Raw genomic sequence first — 22,638 nt, 5'->3', positions numbered from 1 at the left:
CTGCTCTCCTCTAAGTGATTGTTATTATTTTTTCTGCATCAAGGTCAGGCCATCACCCAGAGGGATGGTTAGTGGCTGCACTCGCGAATCATGTTTCAGGCTGGCATTAAATGAACGCATAATCTGAACGCTTTCTGGTTCGTGCGTGTTTGCAGGTTGAGCCACACGCCCATGCAGCAGTACATTATCAATGGCAATAATGCCGCCAGAGCGAACCAATTGCAGGCAGCGTTCATAATAGTGAGGTGTTGGCGGTTTATCGGCATCAATCAAAGCTATGTCATATTGATTGCTTTGTCCTGCCGCAATCAGTTTATCTAACGTTATCAAGGCCGGTTGTAAATAGAGCTGTATTTTGTGACTGACATTGGCTTCTTGCCAGTAACGGCGGGCGATATCGGTGTAAGTGACATTAATATCACAGGCAGTTATGTGACCGTTTTCCGGTAAAGCCAGTGCCATGGCAGTGCTGCTGTAGCCGGTAAAAACACCGATTTCGAGATAATGGCGTGCTTGTATCAGCGTTGCTAACCATGTCATCAACTGCGCCTGCTCGGGCGCAATACTCATATTTCCTTTGCGGTGCTGAGCTGTTTCAGCACGCAGTTGTGCCAGTAAAGGGTGCTCTTGGGGATTTACCTCCGCCAGATAAGTATTAAGCGCAGGACTATTCACACCAGCTCGTTGACTCATGACAGGTCGGCAGGAGATTATTCGGTTAAATAGGTATAGCCTTTTTTTGGCAGTTTGGCGGCAGCAAAATTTGCTTCATCTTCGGGATTTAGCTGAACATCCCACAGCAAGCCGCGATGCTGGATCTGAGCCTGAGCTTCCTCAGGGTGTTCATTTAAGTATTTATTCAGAAATTGGGTTGTGTCAGACTGATAGTTATACATATAAGTTTCTTCTTGCATATGTTATTTAGAAACAGGTGTATTATTATATACAAAGTGCACCATACTGGTGAAGAAGCAGGCAGAATTGTACGAGTTTGGTCTGCTAACGATGATGAGAAACGAATAGATAGGTTATACTACGCTGTTTTAGTGGTCGTGTTTGCTGTGGCACGCGAGTATTTTTTCATAAGCTTATGTATTTTCTATGCTAAAAAAGTGGTTACACAGGGTTTTGCCGCGTAAGACTGTCAGTAAAGGCAGAAAACGGGAAATACCCTTTGCACAACATCATATTAAGGCGGATGAGCTGAGTTTCGCTGCGGAAAAAGTGATATCCCGTTTGCAGAAAGAAGGCTATGAGGCTTATGTGGTAGGTGGAGCAGTGCGGGATTTGCTATTGGGTGTTTCTCCCAAAGATTATGATGTCGCCACCAATGCCACGCCCGAACAGGTGCGTAAACTATTCAGACGCAGCCGCATCATTGGCCGACGTTTTCCGATTGTACATGTCATGGTGGGGCCAGAAACCATTGAAGTTACAACTTTCCGTGGTGGTGCCGTCAGTAGCCATAATGAGCTGGGGCGGATTATGAAAGATGTAAGTTTCGGTACGCTGGAACAGGACGCCATGCGTCGCGATTTTACCGCCAACGCACTTTATTATGATCCACACAGACAGGTCATATTGGATTTTCATCATGGCGTGGAAGATATTCGCAATCATCGTCTGGTTATGATAGGCAATCCGCAGGAGCGTTATCAGGAAGACCCGGTACGCATGTTGCGTGCAGCCAGACTCTCAGGCAAACTTGGATTTTCGGTTGATAGACAGACATCCAAACCAATTGCCGAATGTGCGCAGTTGCTTCAGCGGGAGCCACCGGCACGGCTATTTGATGAAGTGTTAAAGATTCTATTCAGTGGTTATGCACAAGCATGTCTGCGTCAGATGGATATATTAGGTTTAAAAAATATTCATCCGCTCTTGGATGCACTGATGCCTGGAGCAGGCGGCAGTGGGCACATAGCTGCGCTGGCTCTGCAAAATACTGATGAGCGTCTGCGTGCGGATAAGTCCGTTTCCATGGGATTTGTACTGGCGGCAGTATTGTGGCCGCATATGCGTGAAGCATGGATACAACAACAGGCGCGCGGTATGCGCAGTAATGGAGCCATGCATGCTGCCATGGCTTCCGAACGTCAGCACATAGATAAACACTGGGGTGTACCACAGCGCTATGGTGTTACTATGCGTGAAATCTGGTCTCTGCAACCGCAATTTGAAATAATGCGCGGTGGACGGCCATATCGTCTACTTGCTCAGCCGCGCTTTCGTGCTGCTTTTGATTTTCTGTGTCTGCGCGCCAATCTTGGCGAAGTGGCTCAGGAAACTGTGCAGTGGTGGCAGAATTTTCAGCAGGGAACGGATGCAGAGCGTGAAGAGCTGATTCACACTGCGATGCAGGTAAAAACAACCTCTACAAAATCAAAACGAAATCGTAATAAACGCACTAACAAATCCAAGCAGGAGGGAGCATGAAAACAGTAACAGCGGTTATTGCTTTGGGCGCTAATCTAGGAAATCCGCGCAAACAGGTTGAAGCGGCTATGGCTGCATTGAATCAGGTTAGTGGTATCCGTGTAAAGGCAATTTCACCACTTTATCTTACCAAACCGGTGGGATTGACTGACCAGCCTGATTTTGTCAATGCGGTGGTTTTGGTTCATACCACTTTAAGTGCACAGGCATTGCTACATTCCATGCTAGAACTGGAAAATAAGCTGGGACGTGTGCGCAATGTGCCAAATGGTCCGCGTATGATTGATCTGGACGTAATTGATTACAATCATCAGACCATTAATGAACCTGATTTGAAATTGCCTCATCCAAGTGCGCATGAACGTGCATTCGTAATGGCCCCACTAGCTGCTATTGCACCATACTATGTAATCGGCACTCATGGCAGTGCCTCTACTCTGGCGGCAAAATTACTTAAAGCACAGCCGGATGCAGCCACGATTATTGAAGGCGATCAAAACTAAGTCAGGGGAAAATATGGATTATCGCTACATTGTCGTAGAAGGATCTATTGGCAGTGGCAAATCAGCTTTGAGCCGTCGTCTGGCACAGTATTTTGATGCTTTACTGTTATCAGAGATACCTGAAAGCAATCCGTTTTTAGAAAAATTCTATCTAAATGCTGCCAATCACGGGCTGGCTACAGAGATGCATTTTCTGATGCGCCGTTGTGAAGCCATCAATGTTATCTATGCTGAAGATGAACGGCGTTCACGTATTGTTGCTGATTTTCTGCTGGAGAAAGACCAGATATATGTACCGGTAATTCTGCGTGAAGAAGAGCAGACGTTGTATTGGCAAATCAAGCAAAAGGTGATGCCTAAATTTCCGGTACCGGATTTGGTGATTTATCTGGAAGCGGATGATGAATTGCTGGATAAGCGTCTGCGCCAGCGTGAGGATGGTATGATTAATTTGTTTCCTGCTGGTTATTTACAGCAGATTCATGCTGAATATCGCCGTTTTTTCCATTTATACCAGCATGCTCCATTACTGATTGCCAATACCAATGAGCTGGATTTTCTGGGTAATGAAGATCATTTTGAGTTGTTGCTTAATACCATTGCTAATATGCAGGGAAGTCGTAATTATCTGAATTTAAGCGAATAACTGATGTGTTGTGCTGTCGAGTAAAGCTGAATATTTTTTTGCGTAAGAAAGTTATTTTCAGCCGTTTTTTATCTGTAGTAATTTTGCTATTTCAGTGTGCAGCGCAGTTTAATCGGGGTAAAAAAATATCAATGCCATTATGATGTTTGTTTGATATTTTTTGCATACTGAAGCATGTGTTATTCAGTTTGGAAACCGTACTTTTTGGTAGAAAAAAGTACGGTTTTTGTTTATTGGATTGAAAATCAGTATACACATTCACACAATTTGCATGGTTTGGTTTCAAGCGTAAAAAAATGATGCTTAGCGTAATTGCTAGATGAACAGATACTGATGATTAGTCATGTCGGGGGCAAGCGCACGCATCATCGTGCCGGTTAAATTTATCTTTAGCAAAATATTTGTTAATCTGCTCGGGTATAAAGGTTGTCTGTGGTATTTTGCCGCACATTCAAATTGGCCGCTTATTTATCAATTTTACTGATTGATGAATTTGTTGTTTCCTTACAGAAACAGACTGTGTATAACTACCGGCCGTGTTTTCTAATAAATATCATTATTCAATTTATCAATTTATGCATACCATTCACACTTTAAAAAAAATGAAAGCCGCAGGCGAAAAAATCGCTATGCTAACTTGTTACGATGCCAGTTTTGCTCGTCTGATGAGCGATGCAGGTGTTGACGTACTGCTGATTGGAGATTCATTGGGTATGGCCGTGCAGGGACAAGCTTCAACTATTCCGGTTAGTGTTGACGATATTTGTTATCACACTGCGGCTGTGGCGCGAGGCAATCAGCAGGCGCTGATACTGGCAGATCTGCCATTTGGCGCTTATCAGCAAAGTAAAGAGCAGGCTTTTGCGGCAGCTGTTCGGCTGATGGTGGCCGGAGCACACATGGTAAAACTGGAAGGCGGTGAATGGATCGCTGAAACTACGCATTTTTTACAGCAACGTGGTATTCCTGTGTGTGCACATATTGGCCTGACGCCGCAATCGGTACATACGCTTGGCGGTTATAAAGTTCAGGGTCGCGGTGAAGCTGCGGCACAATTGCTAGCTGATGCTCAGGCACATGCTCAAGCCGGAGCGGATATGGTGCTGATGGAGTGTGTGCCAGTTGCTCTGGCAGCAAAAGTAACCGCATCTGTAAGCTGTCCAACCATAGGTATTGGTGCCGGTGCCGATTGTGACGGTCAGGTACTGGTGATGCATGATATGCTGGGAATTTATCCAGGCAAAACAGCAAAATTTGTGAAGAATTTCATGCACAATCAAACCAGTATTCAGGCTGCTGTCGGAGCCTATGTACAGGAAGTTAAAGCTAAGATTTTTCCTGATGCGGAACACAGTTTTACTGACTGATTGTTTGAATTAAATTTCTGTTTTTAATTGCAAATATTATATTTCTGGCGGTTTTTCCCTTTACAAACAAGGTTGCTTAAACTGATTGGTTTATTTGTATGGACTTGTTTTTTTTGCAGGATGTATATATAAATTAAATCCTTGACTAATAAAAATTATTTTGGGAGTCGCTTATGGCCCTGGCCAAGCCTTACCCTCGTGCATTGACTATAGCCGGTTCGGATTCCGGTGGTGGTGCAGGTATACAAGCGGATTTAAAAACTTTTGCCGCACTTGGTGCCTACGGTACCAGTGTCATTACTGCAATAACAGCACAAAATACTTTTGGTGTGCAAAAGGTCATGGTGGTGACACCGGATATGATTGAGGCACAATGTTCGGCTGTGATGTCGGATATCCGTATTGATGCGCTCAAAATTGGTATGCTTGCGGATATTGAAAGTATACGTGTCGTTGCAGAGTCTTTGCAGCAATTTCATCTGCCTTTTACCGTATTAGATCCGGTAATGGTAGCCACTTCTGGTTCGGCACTTTCTATAGAAAACACCGTGCAAGCTATGAAGCAAATGCTCATGCCGCTTGCCGATATACTTACTCCTAATTTGTTTGAGCTGGCATTGCTGACTCAGAAAACGATGGCTACTTCTAGTGATGAAATGCTGGAGCAGGGGCAAATTCTGCTGGATGAAGGTTGTCAGGCTGTTCTGGTCAAAGGCGGGCATCTCAGTGAAGATGAAGAAGCCATAGACTGGTTACTGGAAAAGGATTGCGAACCAGTTTGCTTTAAGAGTCTGCGTATTAAAACATCTCATACACATGGCACTGGATGTACGCTTTCAGCAGCAATTGCCGCTTTACGTCCACAGCATGAAACTTTAGCTAATACAGTAGCTGTGGCTAAATGCTATGTGCACGGCGCCATTGAGGCTGGACAGCATTGGCATTTAGGACACGGTTATGGTCCTCTGGCTCATTTCTGGCGTTTCAAGCATGATTAGTGGTTGTATCTGTATGCTAAAATTGGCTGCATGAGTGAGTATCAGGGTAAAGCAGAAATTATCCTAATCGTATAGGGGAGAACATATGCAGACATGGCATCAGGCAATTGGTGCAGAAAAACAGCAACCATATTTTCAGCATATTCTGGAAACTGTCCGTGCCGAAAGAATGGCCGGTAAAATTATTTATCCGCCTGCTCAAGATGTGTTTAATGCATTCAAGGCTACTGAGTTTGCACAGGTAAAAGTGGTGATTCTAGGGCAAGATCCTTACCATGGTCCGCAACAGGCTCATGGCCTCTCTTTCTCAGTCCGGCAGGGAATTGCTATTCCACCATCTTTGGTTAATATCTACAAAGAATTAGCAGACGATATTCCTGGTTTTCGTATACCACAGCATGGCTATCTGCAACACTGGGCGGAACAAGGTGTATTGCTGCTCAATACAGTTTTAACCGTGCGCGCTGGTCAGGCACATTCTCATGCTGAGCTGGGCTGGGAAACATTTACTGACCATGTGATTGCTGCACTGAATGCAGAACGTCAGAACGTTGTTTTTATGCTTTGGGGTAGTCATGCACAAAAAAAAGGAGCGATGATAAATCGCCAAAAGCATCTGGTACTGACTGCGCCTCATCCTTCTCCTTTATCCGCCTACCGTGGTTTTTTTGGTTGTAAACATTTTTCCAAAGCCAATGTATATCTGCAACAGCACGGTATGGCGCCAATCGATTGGCAAATTTAAGTTTACTATCCGATTCACAGATGTCAGGATTAGCTGTTTTAGGCAGAAGTCTCATCTATTGCGCCGGAAAGTATCTAGTAAATCATGTTGAATCTTAATCCACAACAACATCAGGCTATCCATTATTTGGATGGGCCGTTACTGGTACTTGCTGGTGCTGGCAGCGGTAAAACGCGTGTGATTACTGAAAAAATTGCCTATCTAATCAAACAGGCTGGTTATCCACCGCATCAGATTGCCGCGATTACGTTTACGAATAAAGCGGCTCGGGAAATGCAAGAGCGTGTAGGGCATTTGTTGCACAAATCGCAGACCCGCGGTTTAAACATCAGCACGTTCCATTCATTGGGTATGCGTTTTCTGCGCGAAGAAGCGGCCGCAGCTGGTTATAAAAAACAGTTTTCTATTCTCGACAGTGCCGATGCGGGCAAAATTATCAGCGAGTTGCTGGGTAGCAGTGGCCGTGAAATGGTATTTAAGGCACAGCACCAAATTTCATTATGGAAAAACAGCCTGTTGTCACCAGAAACTATTATTCGGCAGGCAGATGATAGCTGGTCACATCAGATAGGGCAGCTGTACGCCTCTTATCAGGATACTCTAATAAGTTATCAGGCAGTTGATTTTGATGATTTAATCCGCATACCGGTTGAGCTGCTGCAATCAGATGCAGACATCCGCTATAAGTGGCAGCTGCGCCTGCGTTATCTGCTGGTGGATGAATGTCAAGATACCAATACTTGCCAGTATGCGCTAATGCGTTTGCTTACAGGGGCGGATGGAAAATTTACTGCTGTAGGTGATGATGACCAGAGCATTTATGCTTGGCGTGGTGCCAATATGGAAAATCTGCGTCTTTTGCAGCAGGATTATCCAGATTTGAAAATCATCAAGCTTGAGCAAAATTATCGTTCTACTGCGCGTATTCTGCGCGTGGCCAATCAAGTAATCGCCCATAACCCTAAGTTATTCGCCAAAACTTTATGGAGTGAATATGGGCTTGGCGATATGATTGATGTGATTGCCTGTAAAAACGAAACCCATGAAGCCGATTTTGTGGTTAGCCGCATTGCGCACCAGAAACTGGTAGGCGGAGATGCGGTGCATTATCGCGATTTTGCCATCCTGTACAGGGGTAATCATCAGGCGCGAGTATTTGAAGAAGCTTTGCGCAGCAGACGGATTCCTTACCGTCTTTCTGGTGGGCAGAGTTTTTTTGACAAGGCTGAAATTAAGGATGTGCTTGCTTATGTGCGCTTACTCGCCAACCCCGATGATGATCCGGCTTTTTTACGCGCGGTGACTACTCCGCGGCGTGGAGTGGGCGAAACGACACTGGCAAAGCTGAACAATTATGCCAAAGTGGCGCAATGCAGCCTGTACGAGGCGGCGCGCAGTATGAGTGCTTTGGCAGAACTATCTGCCAAGAGCCGTGAGCCTTTACAGCAGTTTATGGCGATGCTGGCGGATTATCAAATACGCGCACGTACTGAAGCAGCTGGCAACTTGCTACACAATCTGTTGTCTGATATTGCTTATGAAGCACATCTACTGAACACAGAAGAAGGGCGTGCAGGTGAAATCAAGTGGCGTAATGTACAGGATTTGCTCGGCTGGATTAGTAAAAAAGGAGAGGAAGACGGTAGAAATATACTTGAAATAGCCCAGACCATTGCCCTGATGACCTTGCTGGATGGAAAGGAAGATGAAGATGCGGATATGGTGAGTATGTCCACATTGCATGCTTCGAAAGGATTGGAATACCCATATGTGTTTCTGGTTGGTTGTGAAGAAGGCGTTTTTCCGCATGCAGATAGCGTGGAGGAAGGCAATATCGATGAAGAGCGCCGGCTGATGTATGTTGGTATTACCCGTGCTCGTCAGACACTCACGCTGACCCATTGTCATAAGCGCAAACGTGCCGGAACGTGGGAATTTCATGAACCCAGCCGTTTTATAGATGAAATGCCGGCAGATGATATACGTTTGCTTGGGCGCAAAGGTAGTGAACCCATTGTCAGTCACTCAGAAGGCAAAAGTATATTGGCCGGAATGATGGCGCGACTGGACAGTCTGCAATCCTGATGGTGTCTTAACATCAGCGGCATGTGATGTTGCTGGTTCCATGTTAAACTACATCCTGTTTGCTGCTCGTGCAGTTTATTGATTATGGAAAAAATTATGAAAATCGCCAAAAACTCTGTAGTGACGCTGGATTATGAAATGTTTGATGCAGATAACCAGCTGATAGATAAAACGGAAGAACCTATCAGCTATCTGCATGGTGGTTATGATGGTATTTTCCCGTTGGTGGAAGAACAGTTGCACGATAAAGCAGTTGGCGATGTAGTAGATGTTACATTGTCTCCGGATGATGCTTTCGGCGAGCAGGAGGAAGACCTGATTCGTATCGAACCACTGGATGTGTTTCCGGTAGAAGTAGAAGTGGGCATGATGTTCGAAGCTGACGATCCAGAAACTGGTGAAGTGATGGTATACCGTATTACTGATGTGGCTGATGGTAAAGCCGTAGTGGATGGTAATCATCCTTTAGCCGGCCAGCGCATTCGCTTTAAAGCAACTGTAAAAGACATCCGTCCAGCTACTGCAGAAGAGCTGGAACATGGCCATGTACATGGTGCCCACGACCACCATCATCACTAATACATTACATCAATACAATTGTAACTGAATCTGTATAAAGAAAAGGGAATATTCATTATGGTATGAATATTCCCTTTATTAGTATTTAATGGGTGATGCCAACAGTATTGTACGGATGAGCCATTGTTAATTATCTGAAAGTTGTCAGTTCACAGTATTTAGGTCTGGCGGTATCATGCTCACACACAACTGTTACCAATTCAACAGCAACATGACACCTGCACACATTCTCGCCACAGCCCATCCATATTCATTGTTTCTCAGTCGTCTGCTAGATAACCATTTGCTCGACCAGAACAAACTTTTTCCATGGCTGGAAAGACGCCTGAAGTTGGAAGATTTTCACGGTTTTGCCAACTGGACACAATTGCAGGCTGGTGAAAATGAGGCAGAGTTGAAACGCCAGTTGCGCCTGCTGCGCCGCTATGTAGTTGCACATATCATGGCGCGCGATCTGGCACGGGTAAGTGATTTACAGGAAGTCACCACCACCATAACTCATCTAGCTGATTTCACCATCAATATCGCTGAACAGTATGCACATGCTTATTATGCTGGACTTTATGGCGAACCAATTGGCGCCCACAGCAATACATTTCAGCGGCTGAGTATAGTGGGCATGGGCAAGATGGGTGGATATGAACTGAATGTTTCCTCTGATATAGATTTAATTTTTGTTTTTCCGGAGGCTGGTGACACCAACGGTAAACGCCAGAAAAGCAATCAGGAATTTTTCACCAAAGTTGGCCAGAAAATCATATCGCTACTGAATGATATTACTGGTGACGGGCAGGTTTTCCGCGTAGATATGCGATTGCGTCCAGATGGTGATGCTGGTGCATTGGTAATAAATGAAACCGCACTGGAACAATATCTGATACAGCAAGGACGCGAATGGGAGCGCTATGCATGGACTAAGGCCCGATTAGTAACCGACTATCCGAATCATATCGCTGCACTTGTACGGCCGTTTGTTTACCGTAAATATCTGGATTTCAATGCTTACGATGCCATGCGCAATCTGCATCAGCAAATTCAGCGTGAAGTGACCCGCAAAGGCATGGCGGACAATATCAAACTGGGTGCCGGTGGCATTCGTGAAGTGGAATTTATTGCCCAGATTTTCCAGTTGATACGCGGCGGTCAGATACGCAGCCTGCAACTAAAAGGCACACAGGAAACCCTGCATGCTTTGCAGGAACAAGGCATGCTGTCAGCAGAAAATGTTGATATCTTGCTACAGGCTTACCATTTTCTGAGAGATACCGAACACCGCTTACAATATTGGGATGATCAGCAAACGCAGATGCTGCCGGCCGGCACTGAGCAGCAACAAATGCTAGCGAAAAGTATGGGCTATGCCGATTACGAGCACTACCTTTTTGCATTGAATCAGCACCGTTGTGCTGTTAACCAGATTTTCAATGCCATTTTCACTGAGCCGGACGATAAGGCCAAAGCACAAGATCCTGATATGGTTCGCGTTTGGCAGGTTGACAGTGATAGTGATAGTGAAGAAAAAACTTCTTTACTAACAGCACATGGCTTTAATGCTCAAAATGTAATTCAGCGTCTGCAACAACTACATCACGGTAGTCAGTACCGGCAGCTATCGTCATCTGCGCAACAGCGTTTTGATGACATGATTCCGTCTGTACTGAGCGTAGCAGCCAGATATCCGCAACCAGATACTACATTAACCCGATTGCTTGATTTTGTAGAAACCATTGCTCGGCGCAGTTCATATTTGGCCTTTATGCATGAACATCCCGAAGCTTTAGATAAACTGGCCGGACTCATGAGTCAAAGCAGCTGGGTTGCTACATACTTACAGCGGCATCCGGTATTATTGGACGAACTGCTTAGCAATGAACTAATGCGCAAGGATACTGATTGGACAGTACATGCGCAGGAGCTGACAAATTTGTTGGATGATTGCCATGATGATGTCGAGGCGCAAATGGATGTTCTGCGCCGGTTTCAGCATGCATGGACTTTTCGTCTGGCGGTACAGGATTTGGCCGGTTTGTGGACAGTAGAAGGGTTGTCAGATCAGCTTTCTGCACTGGCAGACTTAATTATACAAAATGCACTGAATAGAGTATGGGCGCAATTACCACGACGTCACACTGAAACCCCGCATTTTGCTGTGATTGGTTATGGCAAACTGGGGGGTAAAGAATTAGGTTATACCTCAGATTTGGATTTGGTTTATGTATTTGATGATAACCATCCCGATGCTATTGATACATATACACGTCTGGCCCGCCGTCTCACCAGCTGGCTAACAGTACCAACCGGTGCAGGTACCCTTTACGATATTGATTTACGGCTGCGCCCGAATGGCGATTCAGGTTTTACTGTTACCCATATACAGGCATTCGAACGCTATGAACGTGAAAGTGCATGGACTTGGGAGCATCAGGCCCTAACCCGAGCCCGCTTCATTGGTGGCGACAGCAACGTGGGCATACGTTTTGATGGGGTACGTAGCGAAATATTATGCCGCAAACGTGATACCGTCTCTTTAAGCAACGAAATCATCGCCATGCGCGAAAAAATGTTTCCTACACATCCACCCGTAGACACAAATGTAAAATATGCCCGCGGCGGAGTAGTGGATGTGGAATTTATCGTGCAGTATCTGATACTGGCACATGCGCATCAGTATCCGCAATTACTAAACAATTACGGTAATATTGCTTTGCTTAGCATCGCTGCCGAATTGGGGCTAGTAGACAGCTGTATGGCCGAAGGCAGTCGCATGGCTTATCGGTATTATCGCCAGCAACAGCACAACACTCGTTTGCGCGACGCTGTCAACACCAACATAGACGCAACTTTGCTCTCCAATTATCAGGTTGTAAAGCAGCTTTGGACACAAGTATTTGGAGTAAAGCCAAAAGAATAATTTCATCTTTTTGCCATGGACAAGTGCAAACGTAAAATCCTTATTCCTCAGTAGCATTACTCCAATGTGCTGCTTGAAAGAAACAAAGCAGACAGCGTACAATCAAAGGCCGCACTACCTTTTCAAACTGGTCTAACGTAGTGAACCAACTGATATTTGACTTTGATGATCGCAGCTATCCCGGATTTGACAAATTTCTCGGCCATACCAACGCCGAACTGATTTATGTTTTACAGCAGCAGGCAGACCCGTTTATCTTTGTTTGGGGCGAAGCCGGTAGCGGTAAAAGCCATTTACTAAAAGCATGGGTAGCGCAGGCGCAATCGCGCGGTCTGAAAGCCGAATATGTTGACGCTGCGAGCGAAGGCCTTGGTTATTGGCTGTTTGACCTCGATTGCGTTGCTGTGGATCAGATTGAATTACTCAGCCCTGCCGAGCAGCAGCAGCTTTTTTCTTTATTCAACCACTTTCGCAATACCCGTCAGGGCAATCTGCTTTTAAGCTCAGCCATCCCCCCCCAGCAGCTTATGATTCGCGAAGATTTACGTACCCGTATGGCTTTTTGTTTGGTATATGAAATCAAACCATTAAGCGACGAAGAGAAATTTAACGCATTGGTAGGCATGGCACGGGCACGGCAAATACCGGTGGATGCTGAAGTTATCCGTTACCTGCTGGCTCACTGGCGCCGTGATTTGGACAGTCTATTGCTAATGCTCAATACCTTAAATGATTATTCACTTGCGCAGGGGCGGCGCATCACTCTTACCTTACTGCGGCAGCTACTTAAACAACAGGAACATGCATGAATCTGGCTATTTTTGACCTTGACCATACTCTGATTAATTGTGATTCGGATAACGAATGGCCGAAGTACCTGATGCAGAAAGGACTGGTCGACAAAGCGTTTGTTGACATGAAAAACAATAAATTCTATCAGGATTACCTAAATGGCTGTCTTGATATAGATGAATTCCTGCAATTCCAGCTTGCACCGCTGGCAAGATTTACCCGTGCCGAACTGGACAGCATGCATAGCGAATACATGCGTGACTTTATCGTACCGCATATTTCCACCATGGCAAAAATGCTGGTACAGGGGCATCGTGATGCTGGAGATGAAATGTTGCTATTATCGGCTACCAATGAGTTTATTATCGCCCCAATTGCAAAAACATTTGGTATTCAGAATATTATCGGCGTACAGTTAGAAACAGATGCAGCAGGTAACTATACCGGACGCTACGTAGGCACACCCAGCTTTAAAGAAGGCAAAGTTATCCGTCTGCAACAATGGTTGGCACAACGAGGGCAACAACTGAGCGATTTTACCAAAGTTTATTTTTACAGCGATTCACATAACGATTTACCGCTCCTGCGACAAGTAACTGACCCGGTAGCCGTCAATCCTGATGAAAAACTAGCACAGTATGCCCACCGCCATGGCTGGCCTATACTCAATTTCATGTAAAAGGATGCATCATGAATATCGCAGAAAATATGCAAATTGTTGATTACAGTGACCGCTATCATTCTGCTTTTCGTGATTTGAATGCAGCGTGGATAGCTAAATATTTCGAAATGGAAGACAGTGATTATCAGCTACTGGATAATCCCAGACAAGCCATCCTCGATAAAGGCGGCCACATACTGGTGGCACTGGAAAACGGCAAACCAGTAGGCGTATGTGCCCTGATAAAGCTGCATGGTGACCCATATGATTATGAGCTAGCCAAATTAGCAGTGGCCCCAGAGGCACAGGGCAAACATATTGGCAGACATTTGATAGAGGCAATCATTGCCAAAGCCAGAGAAGAGGGCGCAAAAAAACTTTATGTAGAAAGCCATACTAGCCTGAAACCGGCCATCCATCTTTATCAGCAAGCCGGATTTAAAGAAATTACCAACCTTCACAGCACATTCAACAGAGTCAACATCCAGATGGAACTGAATCTGTAATCCATTAAATTTTCCATATATAGTAAAATCTGTGAGTCTGCTTGTTAGATTCACAGATTTTTTGAACCAGAACTTACTTTTGAGCTGATGTAGGCACTAAAAAGGTGATTGTTATTAAAGCATTGCCTGATTTCATTTATCCAACAGCATAATCTGTTAATTAAAGCATTAGACTGTCAGCATATTTTCAAAAATATACACGTTGTGGATATAATAACGTTATTCTAAAACCGTTAATTATATAAATTTAATATCAATTGTATAAACACCTGACTTCCTTCTCCTAAGTAGCACTGCAAAATCACTCTGCCTAAATAAACCCTTTTTATATTCTCAGGTATTTCAGAATTGAAGATGACTGCGACAGGTAAATTATTGATTAAACGTAAAGGCTATTTATTAATTTAGAAAATGAATCACGAAGTTATATCTCAATCAAAAGCTTTGAATAAAATGCCTGATTTTTAACAGCATAGTTTCTTCTATAAGACTGGCTGGCCAGAATACCATTTGTAAATCAATAAAATATTTTAAATGGCCAAATAAAGTAGATTTCAATAAAGCATCCAGAGACAAACAGATACCACAAAAAATAAAATTTATGCTTTCATTATAGTGGTTTATAGTATCTTTTGATTGATTGCAGAAAAATACTGCCATCCAATACAAGATTGCGATTATATTTTGAGGAACCTAATTCGCATTTGAGTATGGTTTTATAATAATGCAAATCGAATAATGATAAGTTAAGATTTCTTTATTCAAATTAGGTTATGAAAGTCAGCTATAAAATATTAAAAAGCAATAAATATAATTTTTTTAGAAGTAAATAAATATTTGGTAGAGTAGGGCTAATTTATTAACATAAAGCTAAATTTTCTATACATGCTCTATTCCATATATGGCTAGTATAAAAAATGCCAATGCATGGGTAAAGGCTGATATTTCTAATAGATGGCAGTTGATTATACTGATAATAAAACGGTGCATGATTTTGTTAAATAACGCTATAATGTGAACTACTTTTATCAATGCCTATGATTTATAAATTGCTCTGATAGAAGTGACTTTTAGCGTGCTCTTTCAAGAACAGCTTATTGGTGTTGAAAAACCTAAGACTGAGAACAGATATGGATGAATTAATCAAAGAAGCAGCATTACATTTTCACGAAGAACCCCGTCCCGGTAAAATTCAGATTACGCCAACCAAGCCGCTGGCTACTCAATATGATTTGTCACTGGCTTATTCACCGGGTGTGGCTGCACCATGTATGGAAATTCACCGTGATCCCTTGAATGCATATCGTTATACTGCTCGCGGTAATCTGGTGGCTGTAATTTCCAATGGTACAGCCGTGCTGGGGTTGGGCAATATTGGTGCATTAGCCGGCAAACCGGTAATGGAAGGCAAAGGGGTACTGTTCAAAAAATTTGGCGGTATTGATGTATTCGATATCGAAGTAAACGAAACTGACCCAGATAAACTAGTTGATATTATTGCTTCTCTAGAGCCCACTTTCGGTGGTATCAATCTGGAAGATATTAAAGCACCGGAATGTTTCTATATTGAGAAAAAACTGCGTGAACGTTGCAATATTCCGGTATTCCATGACGATCAGCATGGTACTGCTATCATTACAGCAGCAGCGATTAAAAATGGTTTGGAAGTAGTAGGTAAGGACATCAGTCAGGTTAAGCTAGTCTGCTCTGGTGCGGGTGCTGCGGCTATTGCTTGTCTGGAGCTCTTGGTAGCGCTGGGCATGAAACGCGAAAACATCACTGTGTGTGATTCTAAAGGTGTAATTTACCAGAATCGCGAAGAAAACATGGTGGAATCGAAAAAACTATTTGCCATTCCTGATAATGGTCAGCGCAAGCTGGCTGATGCCGTACATGGCAAGGATATTTTCCTTGGCTTGTCCGGCCCAAATGTTCTGAGCGTAGACATGCTCAAAACCATGGCTAAAGACCCGATTATTTTGGCTATGGCCAATCCGACTCCAGAAATATGGCCGCCGGAAGCCAAAGCAGCGCGGCCAGATGCTGTAATTGGTACAGGACGTTCTGATTTCCCGAATCAAGTAAACAATGTATTGTGCTTCCCGTTCATTTTCCGTGGCGCGCTGGATGTCGGTGCTACCACTATTAATGAACAGATGAAATTAGCCTGTGTGCACGCTATTGCTGAGCTGGCAAAAGCCGAGCTGAGTGACGAAGTTTCTGCAGCATATGGTAATGCCGAGCTGTCTTTTGGTCGTGAATATCTGATTCCTAAACCTTTTGACCCGCGCCTGATTGCGGTTGTTGCTCCGGCTGTTGCCAAAGCAGCGATGGATTCAGGTGTGGCAACCCGTCCGATTGCAGATATGGATGCTTATGTAGAAAAACTGAGTCAGTTTGTTTACAAATCCAGTCTGTTTATGAAACCGGTATTCTCACAGGCGAAGAAAGATGTAAAACGTGTGGTATTGTGTGAAGGTGAAGATGAGCGCGTTTTGCATGCTACGCAGCATATAGTCAATCATAAACTGGCTTACCCAATTCTTATCGGCCGTCCGGCCGTTATTGAAGCACGGGCGAAAAAGCTAGGTCTGACTATTCAGTCAGGCAAGGATTTTGAAATCGTCAATAATCAGGACGATCCGCGCTACCGTGAATATTGGCAGGCTTATTATGAGCTGCGCAAACGTCACGGCGTTACTGAAGAGATGGCACGTCGCCGCATGATTAGCAGCTCTACACTGATTGGTGCCATGATGGTACGAATGGGCAGTGCTGATGCCTTGCTTTGTGGTACAGTTGGCCGCTTCCATGATCATTTCAATATTCTGGAAGAAGTAATTGGCTATAACAATGCTGAGCAGAATGCTTGTGCAATGAATGCACTCATTATGACTTCTGGCAATATGTTCATTGCTGATACTTACGTCAATCCTGAACCTACTGCCGAGCAAATTGCTGCGAACACACTGATGTGTGTGAATGAAATCAAACGTTTCGGTATCGAACCTAAAGTGGCGCTGTTGTCTAATTCCAACTTTGGTTCATTGGATCAGCCCAGCAGCAGCAAAATGCAGGAAGCTCTGGCTCTGATTAAAGAAGCAGATCCAGAACTGAATGTTGATGGTGAAATGCAAGGTGATCTGGCTCTGGATGAAAAACTGCGTCAGAAATTAATGCCGGACTGCAAGCTTAAAGGTGCAGCCAATTTGCTGGTGATGCCTAATGTTGAGGCAGCCAACATCAGCTACAATTTGTTGCGTACTTCTTCTAATGGTGTAACCATTGGCCCGATTCTGATGGGTATGAATGAATCCGTGCATATTGTTACGCCTATGGCTTCTGTACGCCGTATTGTAAATATGGTTGCTTTGGCAGCAGTGGATGCGCAGCGTAAATAACCACTGACTTAGCTGAAAATGAAGCAGGCTGTCTGTATTTTTCAGACAGCCTTTTTGTGTTAAATATGGAGACAGATTATGTCTGATGTGCAGACGCAACCTGCGCCCAATTACATTACACCAGCCGGTCATCAGGCTTTACAGGACGAGCTTTATCAACTGGTACACAAGGAACGGCCGGAAATCGTGAACGTGGTTAACTGGGCAGCCGGTAATGGAGACCGCAGTGAAAATGGTGATTATCTGTATGGTAAACGCCGGTTGCGAGAAATTGACCGGCGGATTCGGTTTTTGACTAAACGGCTTGAGGCTGCTCAGGTGATTGACCCAGAAACACGTGAGGCAAGTGATCAGGTATTTTTCAGTGCAACGGTAACCATTCTACGCGGCAATGGAATAGAACAAACGGTACGCATCGTAGGTACGGACGAGATTGATACTAGTCGTAATAAGATTTCATGGGTATCGCCGCTGGCACGTACATTGCTTAAAGCACATGAAGGTGATGAAGTACGCCTGCATGGTCCGGATGGGGTGGAGAATATTGAGATACTGGCTGTGGAATATATTCGCATTGATTAATTTACTATTTAGCATACATAATGTTAAACTTAGTTATTAATCATACAGTTTGTGTTTTCAGTCTGTACTTTTATCAATGCTTTTTGCATGAGAACATAATAAACAACTTTTGTTGTGTTTATTATCTTTGAGAAATGCATTGTAACTATTATCAGTATTGCTGCCAAATACCCTTTATCTACTATTTTAATACATGAATCCAAAACTAGAACCAATTTTCAAACAGCTTAATGCCCTGATTCTGGGTAAACAACAATTACTGATTCAGATTGTGACCTGTGTTTTGGCTCGCGGACATATTCTGCTGGAAGATGTCCCAGGAGTCGGCAAAACCACGCTCGCTCATGCACTGGCTGCAGTACTGGGATTGAAATACCAGCGTGTTCAGTTCACCAACGATATGCTGCCGGCTGATTTGCTTGGTGTGAGTATATTCCAACCTAAAAGTGGCGAATTTGTGTTTCATCCGGGACCGGTCTTCAATTCCTTTTTACTGGCCGATGAAATCAACCGTGCTTCACCCAAGCTGCAATCGGCTTTATTAGAGGCGATGGAAGAAGGGCAGGCTTCTGTAGATGGGAAAACTTATACACTGCCTAAGCCCTTTCTGGTAGTGGCTACACAGAATCCGACCGAACAGCTCGGTACCTATCCTTTGCCTGAATCGCAGCTTGATCGTTTTATGATGTGTCTGAGTATCGGCTATCCTGCTGAAAAAGAAGAGAAGCTGCTTTATGTTTCTGGCGGACGCCGCCAGTTTGTACCACGCCTAAAAGCCGTTTGTAATGGGGAAACACTGCAGCAGTGGCAGGCAGAAGTGGCTAAAGTTAATTTATCTGTTGCCGCTGCTGATTATGTGTACCGACTGGTGGCGGCTACGCGGACTCCGGGTATGTTTGCTGTAGGTCTGAGTCCTCGTGCTGGCTTGGCAGTGGTTCAGGCAGCCAAAGCCTATGCATGGATACATGGGCGGGCACATGTAGTACCGGAAGATGTGAAAGCTGTCTGGGTATCCGTGGGAGCACATCGCCTGCAACCAGTGCAGAGTCAATCCAGAAGCAGTACGCTGCTTAATGGGATGCTGGACCATGTTGCCGTGGTCTGAGGTGTCTATACCCACGTTGATAGACGGGCATACGGCTCTGCGTGCTCGAAATATACGTTTTAATCTGACACGCATGGGATGGGGATTGGCTATTGCCTGTATTCTGCTGTGGATTATGGCGGTGAATTATCAGATCAATGTAGCTTATGCGCTCGTATTTTGGCTGCTTGGTATATTGGTGTTTGGAGCGCTGGCCAGTTTCCGGCAGCTAAGTGGTCTGATTTTGGCTGTTGTGCCGCAATCAGAATATTTTGCCGGTAAAGATTGTGTACTGACTTTACGTGCCTGTGACAATAGTAAACGAACACGTTGGTTATGGTTACAGACGGCACAGGAAATTAGCGGTACTCCAGAGGACTGGCAGCTGTGGAAAATTACACCTGAGAATACTGATTTTGTCTGGACTTTACCACCACAACGGCGCGGCATTTTGCCAACACTAATGTTAGCAGGTGCCAGTATGGCTCCGTTTGGTCTGGTAATGATTAAAACACAGTGGGAATTTACAGATGAAATTGTTATTTTTCCACAACCGATCGAACATACTATTTCGTCAGTAAAAAGCATTAGTGGTGAGCAAAACAGCCAAATCAGCCAGAGTGGACAAGATCCGGCTTATCTACTTCCACACCAAAATGCTATTTCAGCACGGCAGATTGCATGGAAGCATTATGCTAAAAGTGGTGATTTACTGGATAAGTATTTTGACCAAGGTGCTCCGCTGGCAGATCCATTGCTGATTTCCTATCGCGATTATCCGCAGGGCACCAGTGTAGAACAGATGGCCAGTAAAATGTGCTTCAGAGTATTGGCCGCAGATGCCCGTGGTGAAAAGTATATTCTCGAATTACCGCGTCAGCGCTATGAAGCAGCGACTGCACAACGAACACAATGTCTGAATGCTCTGGGTAGATGGTAATGTGGCTAGCTGATCCGGTATTTTTGCGTAAATCTCCCCTTAAGCGTACGCAGTTAATTCTGTTGCTGATGCTGGCTTGGATAGCTTTACCGTTGCTGTTTGATTTACCTATGAGTGTTGGTGCAGCATTTGCCTTGCTGTGGCTGATACGAGTGGGTTTACTTTTTACTAAAATCAAAAAGCTGCCATTATGGGCATTGGTAATATTATTGCTGGGTTCGACGGTATGGATATATTTTCGACTGGGCACCATCATTGGACGTGATGCTAGTGTTTCCTTGCTGATGCTGATGATTATGCTGAAAGCTTTCGAGGGAGAAACCTTACGTGACTGGCAAATTCTGCTTCTGGCTCAGTTGATTTTAATGGGTGGCGGCCTACTGTTTAATCAGAGCATACTGATGGCCCCCTGGCTGATTGTGGCTTTATTCTGCATTATTTCGGCTTTAGGTTTACTCGCCGCTACTCAGCCATCTGCTGCTATTCGTCAGGGTGCATTGATTCTGTTACTGTCTTTTCCATTGGCGGTGATTCTGTTTCTAGTTGTCCCACGTAAGGATAAGCCCTTATGGGGAATACCCCAGCCGCAGCAATCAGCTGCTACAACAGGTATATCGGATACGCTGGTTGCGGGTAGTGTCAGTAATTTAGTTTTAGACAATGCGTTGGTTTTCAATGCTACTTTTGATAATGATGTTACACCCAGACAAGCCGATCTTTACTGGCGTGTACTGGTAATGGGTAGAAATTATGATGGTGAATGGCGGGCAGTAAAAGAACAATATACAGATGAAGACTCTTTGCAATTGCCGTCTAAGGATAATTTGACACAGCAAAGCAATAATCGGCTTTATGGTTACCAGTTGATTCTTCAGGATGACCATGGCCGTATTCCAGCGCTTGATCAACCATTGGCTGATAGTCAGCCAGATTTGAATCGGCGTGTTGGCAATGTGGTGCGGGTAAATCGTAGCAGAGAAGGTTTACGTCGTATTCATTTGTATTCTCAGTTGACGCCATATTTATATCAGCAGATGGATGAGGCTTTACTGAGTTATTACACTCAGCTGCCGGATGGATTAAATCCGCAAACTCGTCAATTGGCACAGCAGCTGGCCAGACAATCTGGTAGTAGTGAAGAATTCATACGTCATATAATGGATTATTTTCGTAATAATCACTTTCAATACACACTCACTCCTCAAACCAGTGATGAACCTATAAATCGTACAGATTTTTTCTTATTTCAAAGTAGGGAAGGATTTTGTGAGCATTATGCAGATGCCACTGTGTGGCTGGCAAGAGCGGTAGGAGTGCCTGCACGAGTGGTAGTTGGCTATCAGGGTGGTGAATATCATCCTGAAGGGAAATTTTGGCAGATTCGAAGCAAGGATGCACATGCATGGGTTGAAATCTGGATTGCAGAAAAAGGCAGATGGCAACGTGTGGATCCAACTACCGCTGCTGCTGCCTCAAGGGTAGAAAAGGGAGTTGAAGATGCCCTTCCCGAAGCTCAGCGTGCCAGTTTGACATCTTCTTATCCTTTATTGCAGAAATATTTGGATAATGGCCAGTTTTACTGGCAGCAATGGGTTGTCAACTATGATACAGGAAGCCAGAAATCAATTCTAACGTGGCTAAATTTGAAAAATTTACCTGTCTCTGTACTGGTTGTGATGATTGTTGTTGTCATCATCATTATGGCATTGCCGTTAGTTTTTTGGTTGCGGCGGCAGGGAGATGTGCAGTCACAGCCGCTTACTGACGGCATTAATTTGCTGAAGCAATCCGTAATAGAAGGTGAAGAAGATGAATTAGCGGCAATGGGACCGCTGGAGCTGCAAGCTCTTCTGGCCGAACATAATCTCCTTAATGCAGATTTGGCAGCTTTGCTGATGCAATATATTGATTGGCAATATGGTGCAGGTGGATTGCCAGACAAGCGACAGCAGCGTATTTGGTATCGTAAGATGAAAAAAGCTGTCCGCCAGCTAAATAAACAGGAATAAACGGGTATATCCGTTTATATATCTCCGTTGATGCGGATTAAAATCGATTTTTAAACGAAAACTACCCAACTATTGAGTTTAACTCAATCGCTGGGTAGCTTATTACAGCTGTGAATGATCATATTAATTTCTTGCCTGAAGTTTTTCTGTGTGGTCTGTGAAACAGTCCGTACAAAATTCCCGCAGACAGATAGCTTTTAATCAATTTGATTAAAAGCTATGAAATAACAATACGTTAAATCATTTTGATTGAAAAGAATTAATTATTGTTAATATTTAACTATTTGATTTTAATAATTATAAATTTTTAATAAAGTGTTGTTAAAAACGAAATATCCTTTTTTTTTGCGTAGTTAATTAACTGATGATTGATTATTTGATGTTTGCTGTTTG

General features: G+C 44.1%; 19 protein-coding genes. 17 read left to right on the top strand and 2 right to left on the bottom strand.

The window, feature by feature from the left end:
* Positions 1-24: 24 nt before the first annotated feature.
* Positions 25-693, bottom strand: a complete 669-nt coding sequence (locus J3U67_RS03280) for a class I SAM-dependent methyltransferase (RefSeq protein WP_267390036.1) — start codon at positions 691-693, stop codon at positions 25-27.
* Positions 694-710: 17 nt separating this feature from the next.
* On the bottom strand, positions 711-896 hold the full coding sequence (locus J3U67_RS03275) for a DUF3460 family protein (RefSeq protein ID WP_100139888.1): 186 nt from the start codon (positions 894-896) through the stop codon (positions 711-713).
* A 205-nt stretch (positions 897-1,101) separates the two neighbouring features.
* On the opposite strand from J3U67_RS03275, the gene pcnB reads away from it, so the two are divergent.
* The 17 genes from pcnB (at position 1,102) to J3U67_RS03190 (ending at position 22,245) form a co-directional block, all read left to right on the top strand.
* Positions 1,102-2,436, top strand: a complete 1,335-nt coding sequence (pcnB, locus tag J3U67_RS03270) for a polynucleotide adenylyltransferase PcnB (protein WP_267403743.1) — start codon at positions 1,102-1,104, stop codon at positions 2,434-2,436.
* Positions 2,433-2,939: a 2-amino-4-hydroxy-6-hydroxymethyldihydropteridine diphosphokinase gene (gene folK, locus J3U67_RS03265; protein WP_267390038.1), complete on the top strand. Its 507-nt coding sequence runs from the start codon at positions 2,433-2,435 to the stop codon at positions 2,937-2,939. Before pcnB ends, folK begins: the two co-directional genes overlap by 4 nt.
* Before the next feature lie 13 nt (positions 2,940-2,952).
* Positions 2,953-3,585: a deoxynucleoside kinase gene (locus J3U67_RS03260; RefSeq protein ID WP_267390039.1), complete on the top strand. Its 633-nt coding sequence runs from the start codon at positions 2,953-2,955 to the stop codon at positions 3,583-3,585.
* A 575-nt stretch (positions 3,586-4,160) separates the two neighbouring features.
* Positions 4,161-4,952, top strand: coding sequence for a 3-methyl-2-oxobutanoate hydroxymethyltransferase (gene panB / locus J3U67_RS03255; RefSeq protein WP_267403741.1), 792 nt, complete (start codon positions 4,161-4,163; stop codon positions 4,950-4,952).
* Positions 4,953-5,125: 173 nt separating this feature from the next.
* Positions 5,126-5,950: a bifunctional hydroxymethylpyrimidine kinase/phosphomethylpyrimidine kinase gene (thiD, locus tag J3U67_RS03250; RefSeq protein ID WP_267390041.1), complete on the top strand. Its 825-nt coding sequence runs from the start codon at positions 5,126-5,128 to the stop codon at positions 5,948-5,950.
* An 85-nt stretch (positions 5,951-6,035) separates the two neighbouring features.
* Positions 6,036-6,695, top strand: a complete 660-nt coding sequence (ung, locus tag J3U67_RS03245) for a uracil-DNA glycosylase (protein ID WP_267403739.1) — start codon at positions 6,036-6,038, stop codon at positions 6,693-6,695.
* A gap of 84 nt (positions 6,696-6,779) precedes the next feature.
* Positions 6,780-8,780: a DNA helicase Rep gene (gene rep, locus J3U67_RS03240; protein WP_267403737.1), complete on the top strand. Its 2,001-nt coding sequence runs from the start codon at positions 6,780-6,782 to the stop codon at positions 8,778-8,780.
* A gap of 96 nt (positions 8,781-8,876) precedes the next feature.
* Positions 8,877-9,359 carry an FKBP-type peptidyl-prolyl cis-trans isomerase gene (locus tag J3U67_RS03235; protein WP_100139894.1) on the top strand — a complete coding sequence of 161 codons (483 nt, stop codon included), beginning with the start codon at positions 8,877-8,879 and terminating at the stop codon, positions 9,357-9,359.
* A 175-nt stretch (positions 9,360-9,534) separates the two neighbouring features.
* On the top strand, positions 9,535-12,270 hold the full coding sequence (gene glnE, locus J3U67_RS03230; RefSeq protein WP_416384670.1) for a bifunctional [glutamate--ammonia ligase]-adenylyl-L-tyrosine phosphorylase/[glutamate--ammonia-ligase] adenylyltransferase: 2,736 nt from the start codon (positions 9,535-9,537) through the stop codon (positions 12,268-12,270).
* 140 nt (positions 12,271-12,410) lie between these two features.
* Positions 12,411-13,079, top strand: coding sequence for a DnaA regulatory inactivator Hda (gene hda / locus J3U67_RS03225; protein WP_100139895.1), 669 nt, complete (start codon positions 12,411-12,413; stop codon positions 13,077-13,079).
* A complete protein-coding gene (locus J3U67_RS03220; protein ID WP_267403735.1) occupies positions 13,076-13,741 on the top strand; it encodes an HAD family hydrolase in 666 nt (221 codons plus the stop codon). The genes hda and J3U67_RS03220 overlap by 4 nt, the downstream gene beginning before the upstream one ends.
* A gap of 11 nt (positions 13,742-13,752) precedes the next feature.
* Positions 13,753-14,229: a GNAT family N-acetyltransferase gene (locus tag J3U67_RS03215; RefSeq protein ID WP_267403733.1), complete on the top strand. Its 477-nt coding sequence runs from the start codon at positions 13,753-13,755 to the stop codon at positions 14,227-14,229.
* Between the two features lie 1,130 nt (positions 14,230-15,359).
* Complete coding sequence (locus J3U67_RS03210) at positions 15,360-17,630, top strand: NADP-dependent malic enzyme (protein ID WP_100156808.1); 2,271 nt, start codon at positions 15,360-15,362, stop codon at positions 17,628-17,630.
* A gap of 78 nt (positions 17,631-17,708) precedes the next feature.
* The gene (greB, locus tag J3U67_RS03205) at positions 17,709-18,212 is read left to right on the top strand and encodes a transcription elongation factor GreB (RefSeq protein WP_100139899.1); all 504 of its coding nucleotides are present in this window, start codon (positions 17,709-17,711) and stop codon (positions 18,210-18,212) included.
* 193 nt (positions 18,213-18,405) lie between these two features.
* On the top strand, positions 18,406-19,317 hold the full coding sequence (locus J3U67_RS03200) for an AAA family ATPase (RefSeq protein WP_267403731.1): 912 nt from the start codon (positions 18,406-18,408) through the stop codon (positions 19,315-19,317).
* A complete protein-coding gene (locus J3U67_RS03195; RefSeq protein WP_267403729.1) occupies positions 19,301-20,236 on the top strand; it encodes a hypothetical protein in 936 nt (311 codons plus the stop codon). Before J3U67_RS03200 ends, J3U67_RS03195 begins: the two co-directional genes overlap by 17 nt.
* A complete protein-coding gene (locus J3U67_RS03190) occupies positions 20,236-22,245 on the top strand; it encodes a DUF3488 and transglutaminase-like domain-containing protein (RefSeq protein ID WP_267403727.1) in 2,010 nt (669 codons plus the stop codon). Before J3U67_RS03195 ends, J3U67_RS03190 begins: the two co-directional genes overlap by 1 nt.
* Positions 22,246-22,638: the final 393 nt, after the last annotated feature.

Origin of the sequence: Snodgrassella sp. B3837 (genome assembly GCF_026535955.1) — a bacterium.
GTDB classification, from domain to species: Bacteria; Pseudomonadota; Gammaproteobacteria; order Burkholderiales; family Neisseriaceae; genus Snodgrassella; species Snodgrassella alvi_E.
Note: the sequence above shows the minus strand (reverse complement) of the source record. Positions and strands in the feature narration are given on the sequence as shown.

Coding starts and splice junctions, on each gene's coding strand:
- J3U67_RS03280 (WP_267390036.1), bottom strand. CDS start 693: ATGAGTCAACGAGCTGGTGTGAATAGTCCTGCGCTTAATACTTATCTG.
- J3U67_RS03275 (WP_100139888.1), bottom strand. CDS start 896: ATGTATAACTATCAGTCTGACACAACCCAATTTCTGAATAAATACTTA.
- pcnB (WP_267403743.1), top strand. CDS start 1,102: ATGCTAAAAAAGTGGTTACACAGGGTTTTGCCGCGTAAGACTGTCAGT.
- folK (WP_267390038.1), top strand. CDS start 2,433: ATGAAAACAGTAACAGCGGTTATTGCTTTGGGCGCTAATCTAGGAAAT.
- J3U67_RS03260 (WP_267390039.1), top strand. CDS start 2,953: ATGGATTATCGCTACATTGTCGTAGAAGGATCTATTGGCAGTGGCAAA.
- panB (WP_267403741.1), top strand. CDS start 4,161: ATGCATACCATTCACACTTTAAAAAAAATGAAAGCCGCAGGCGAAAAA.
- thiD (WP_267390041.1), top strand. CDS start 5,126: ATGGCCCTGGCCAAGCCTTACCCTCGTGCATTGACTATAGCCGGTTCG.
- ung (WP_267403739.1), top strand. CDS start 6,036: ATGCAGACATGGCATCAGGCAATTGGTGCAGAAAAACAGCAACCATAT.
- rep (WP_267403737.1), top strand. CDS start 6,780: ATGTTGAATCTTAATCCACAACAACATCAGGCTATCCATTATTTGGAT.
- J3U67_RS03235 (WP_100139894.1), top strand. CDS start 8,877: ATGAAAATCGCCAAAAACTCTGTAGTGACGCTGGATTATGAAATGTTT.
- glnE (WP_416384670.1), top strand. CDS start 9,535: ATGCTCACACACAACTGTTACCAATTCAACAGCAACATGACACCTGCA.
- J3U67_RS03220 (WP_267403735.1), top strand. CDS start 13,076: ATGAATCTGGCTATTTTTGACCTTGACCATACTCTGATTAATTGTGAT.
- J3U67_RS03215 (WP_267403733.1), top strand. CDS start 13,753: ATGAATATCGCAGAAAATATGCAAATTGTTGATTACAGTGACCGCTAT.
- J3U67_RS03210 (WP_100156808.1), top strand. CDS start 15,360: ATGGATGAATTAATCAAAGAAGCAGCATTACATTTTCACGAAGAACCC.
- greB (WP_100139899.1), top strand. CDS start 17,709: ATGTCTGATGTGCAGACGCAACCTGCGCCCAATTACATTACACCAGCC.
- J3U67_RS03200 (WP_267403731.1), top strand. CDS start 18,406: ATGAATCCAAAACTAGAACCAATTTTCAAACAGCTTAATGCCCTGATT.
- J3U67_RS03195 (WP_267403729.1), top strand. CDS start 19,301: ATGTTGCCGTGGTCTGAGGTGTCTATACCCACGTTGATAGACGGGCAT.
- J3U67_RS03190 (WP_267403727.1), top strand. CDS start 20,236: ATGTGGCTAGCTGATCCGGTATTTTTGCGTAAATCTCCCCTTAAGCGT.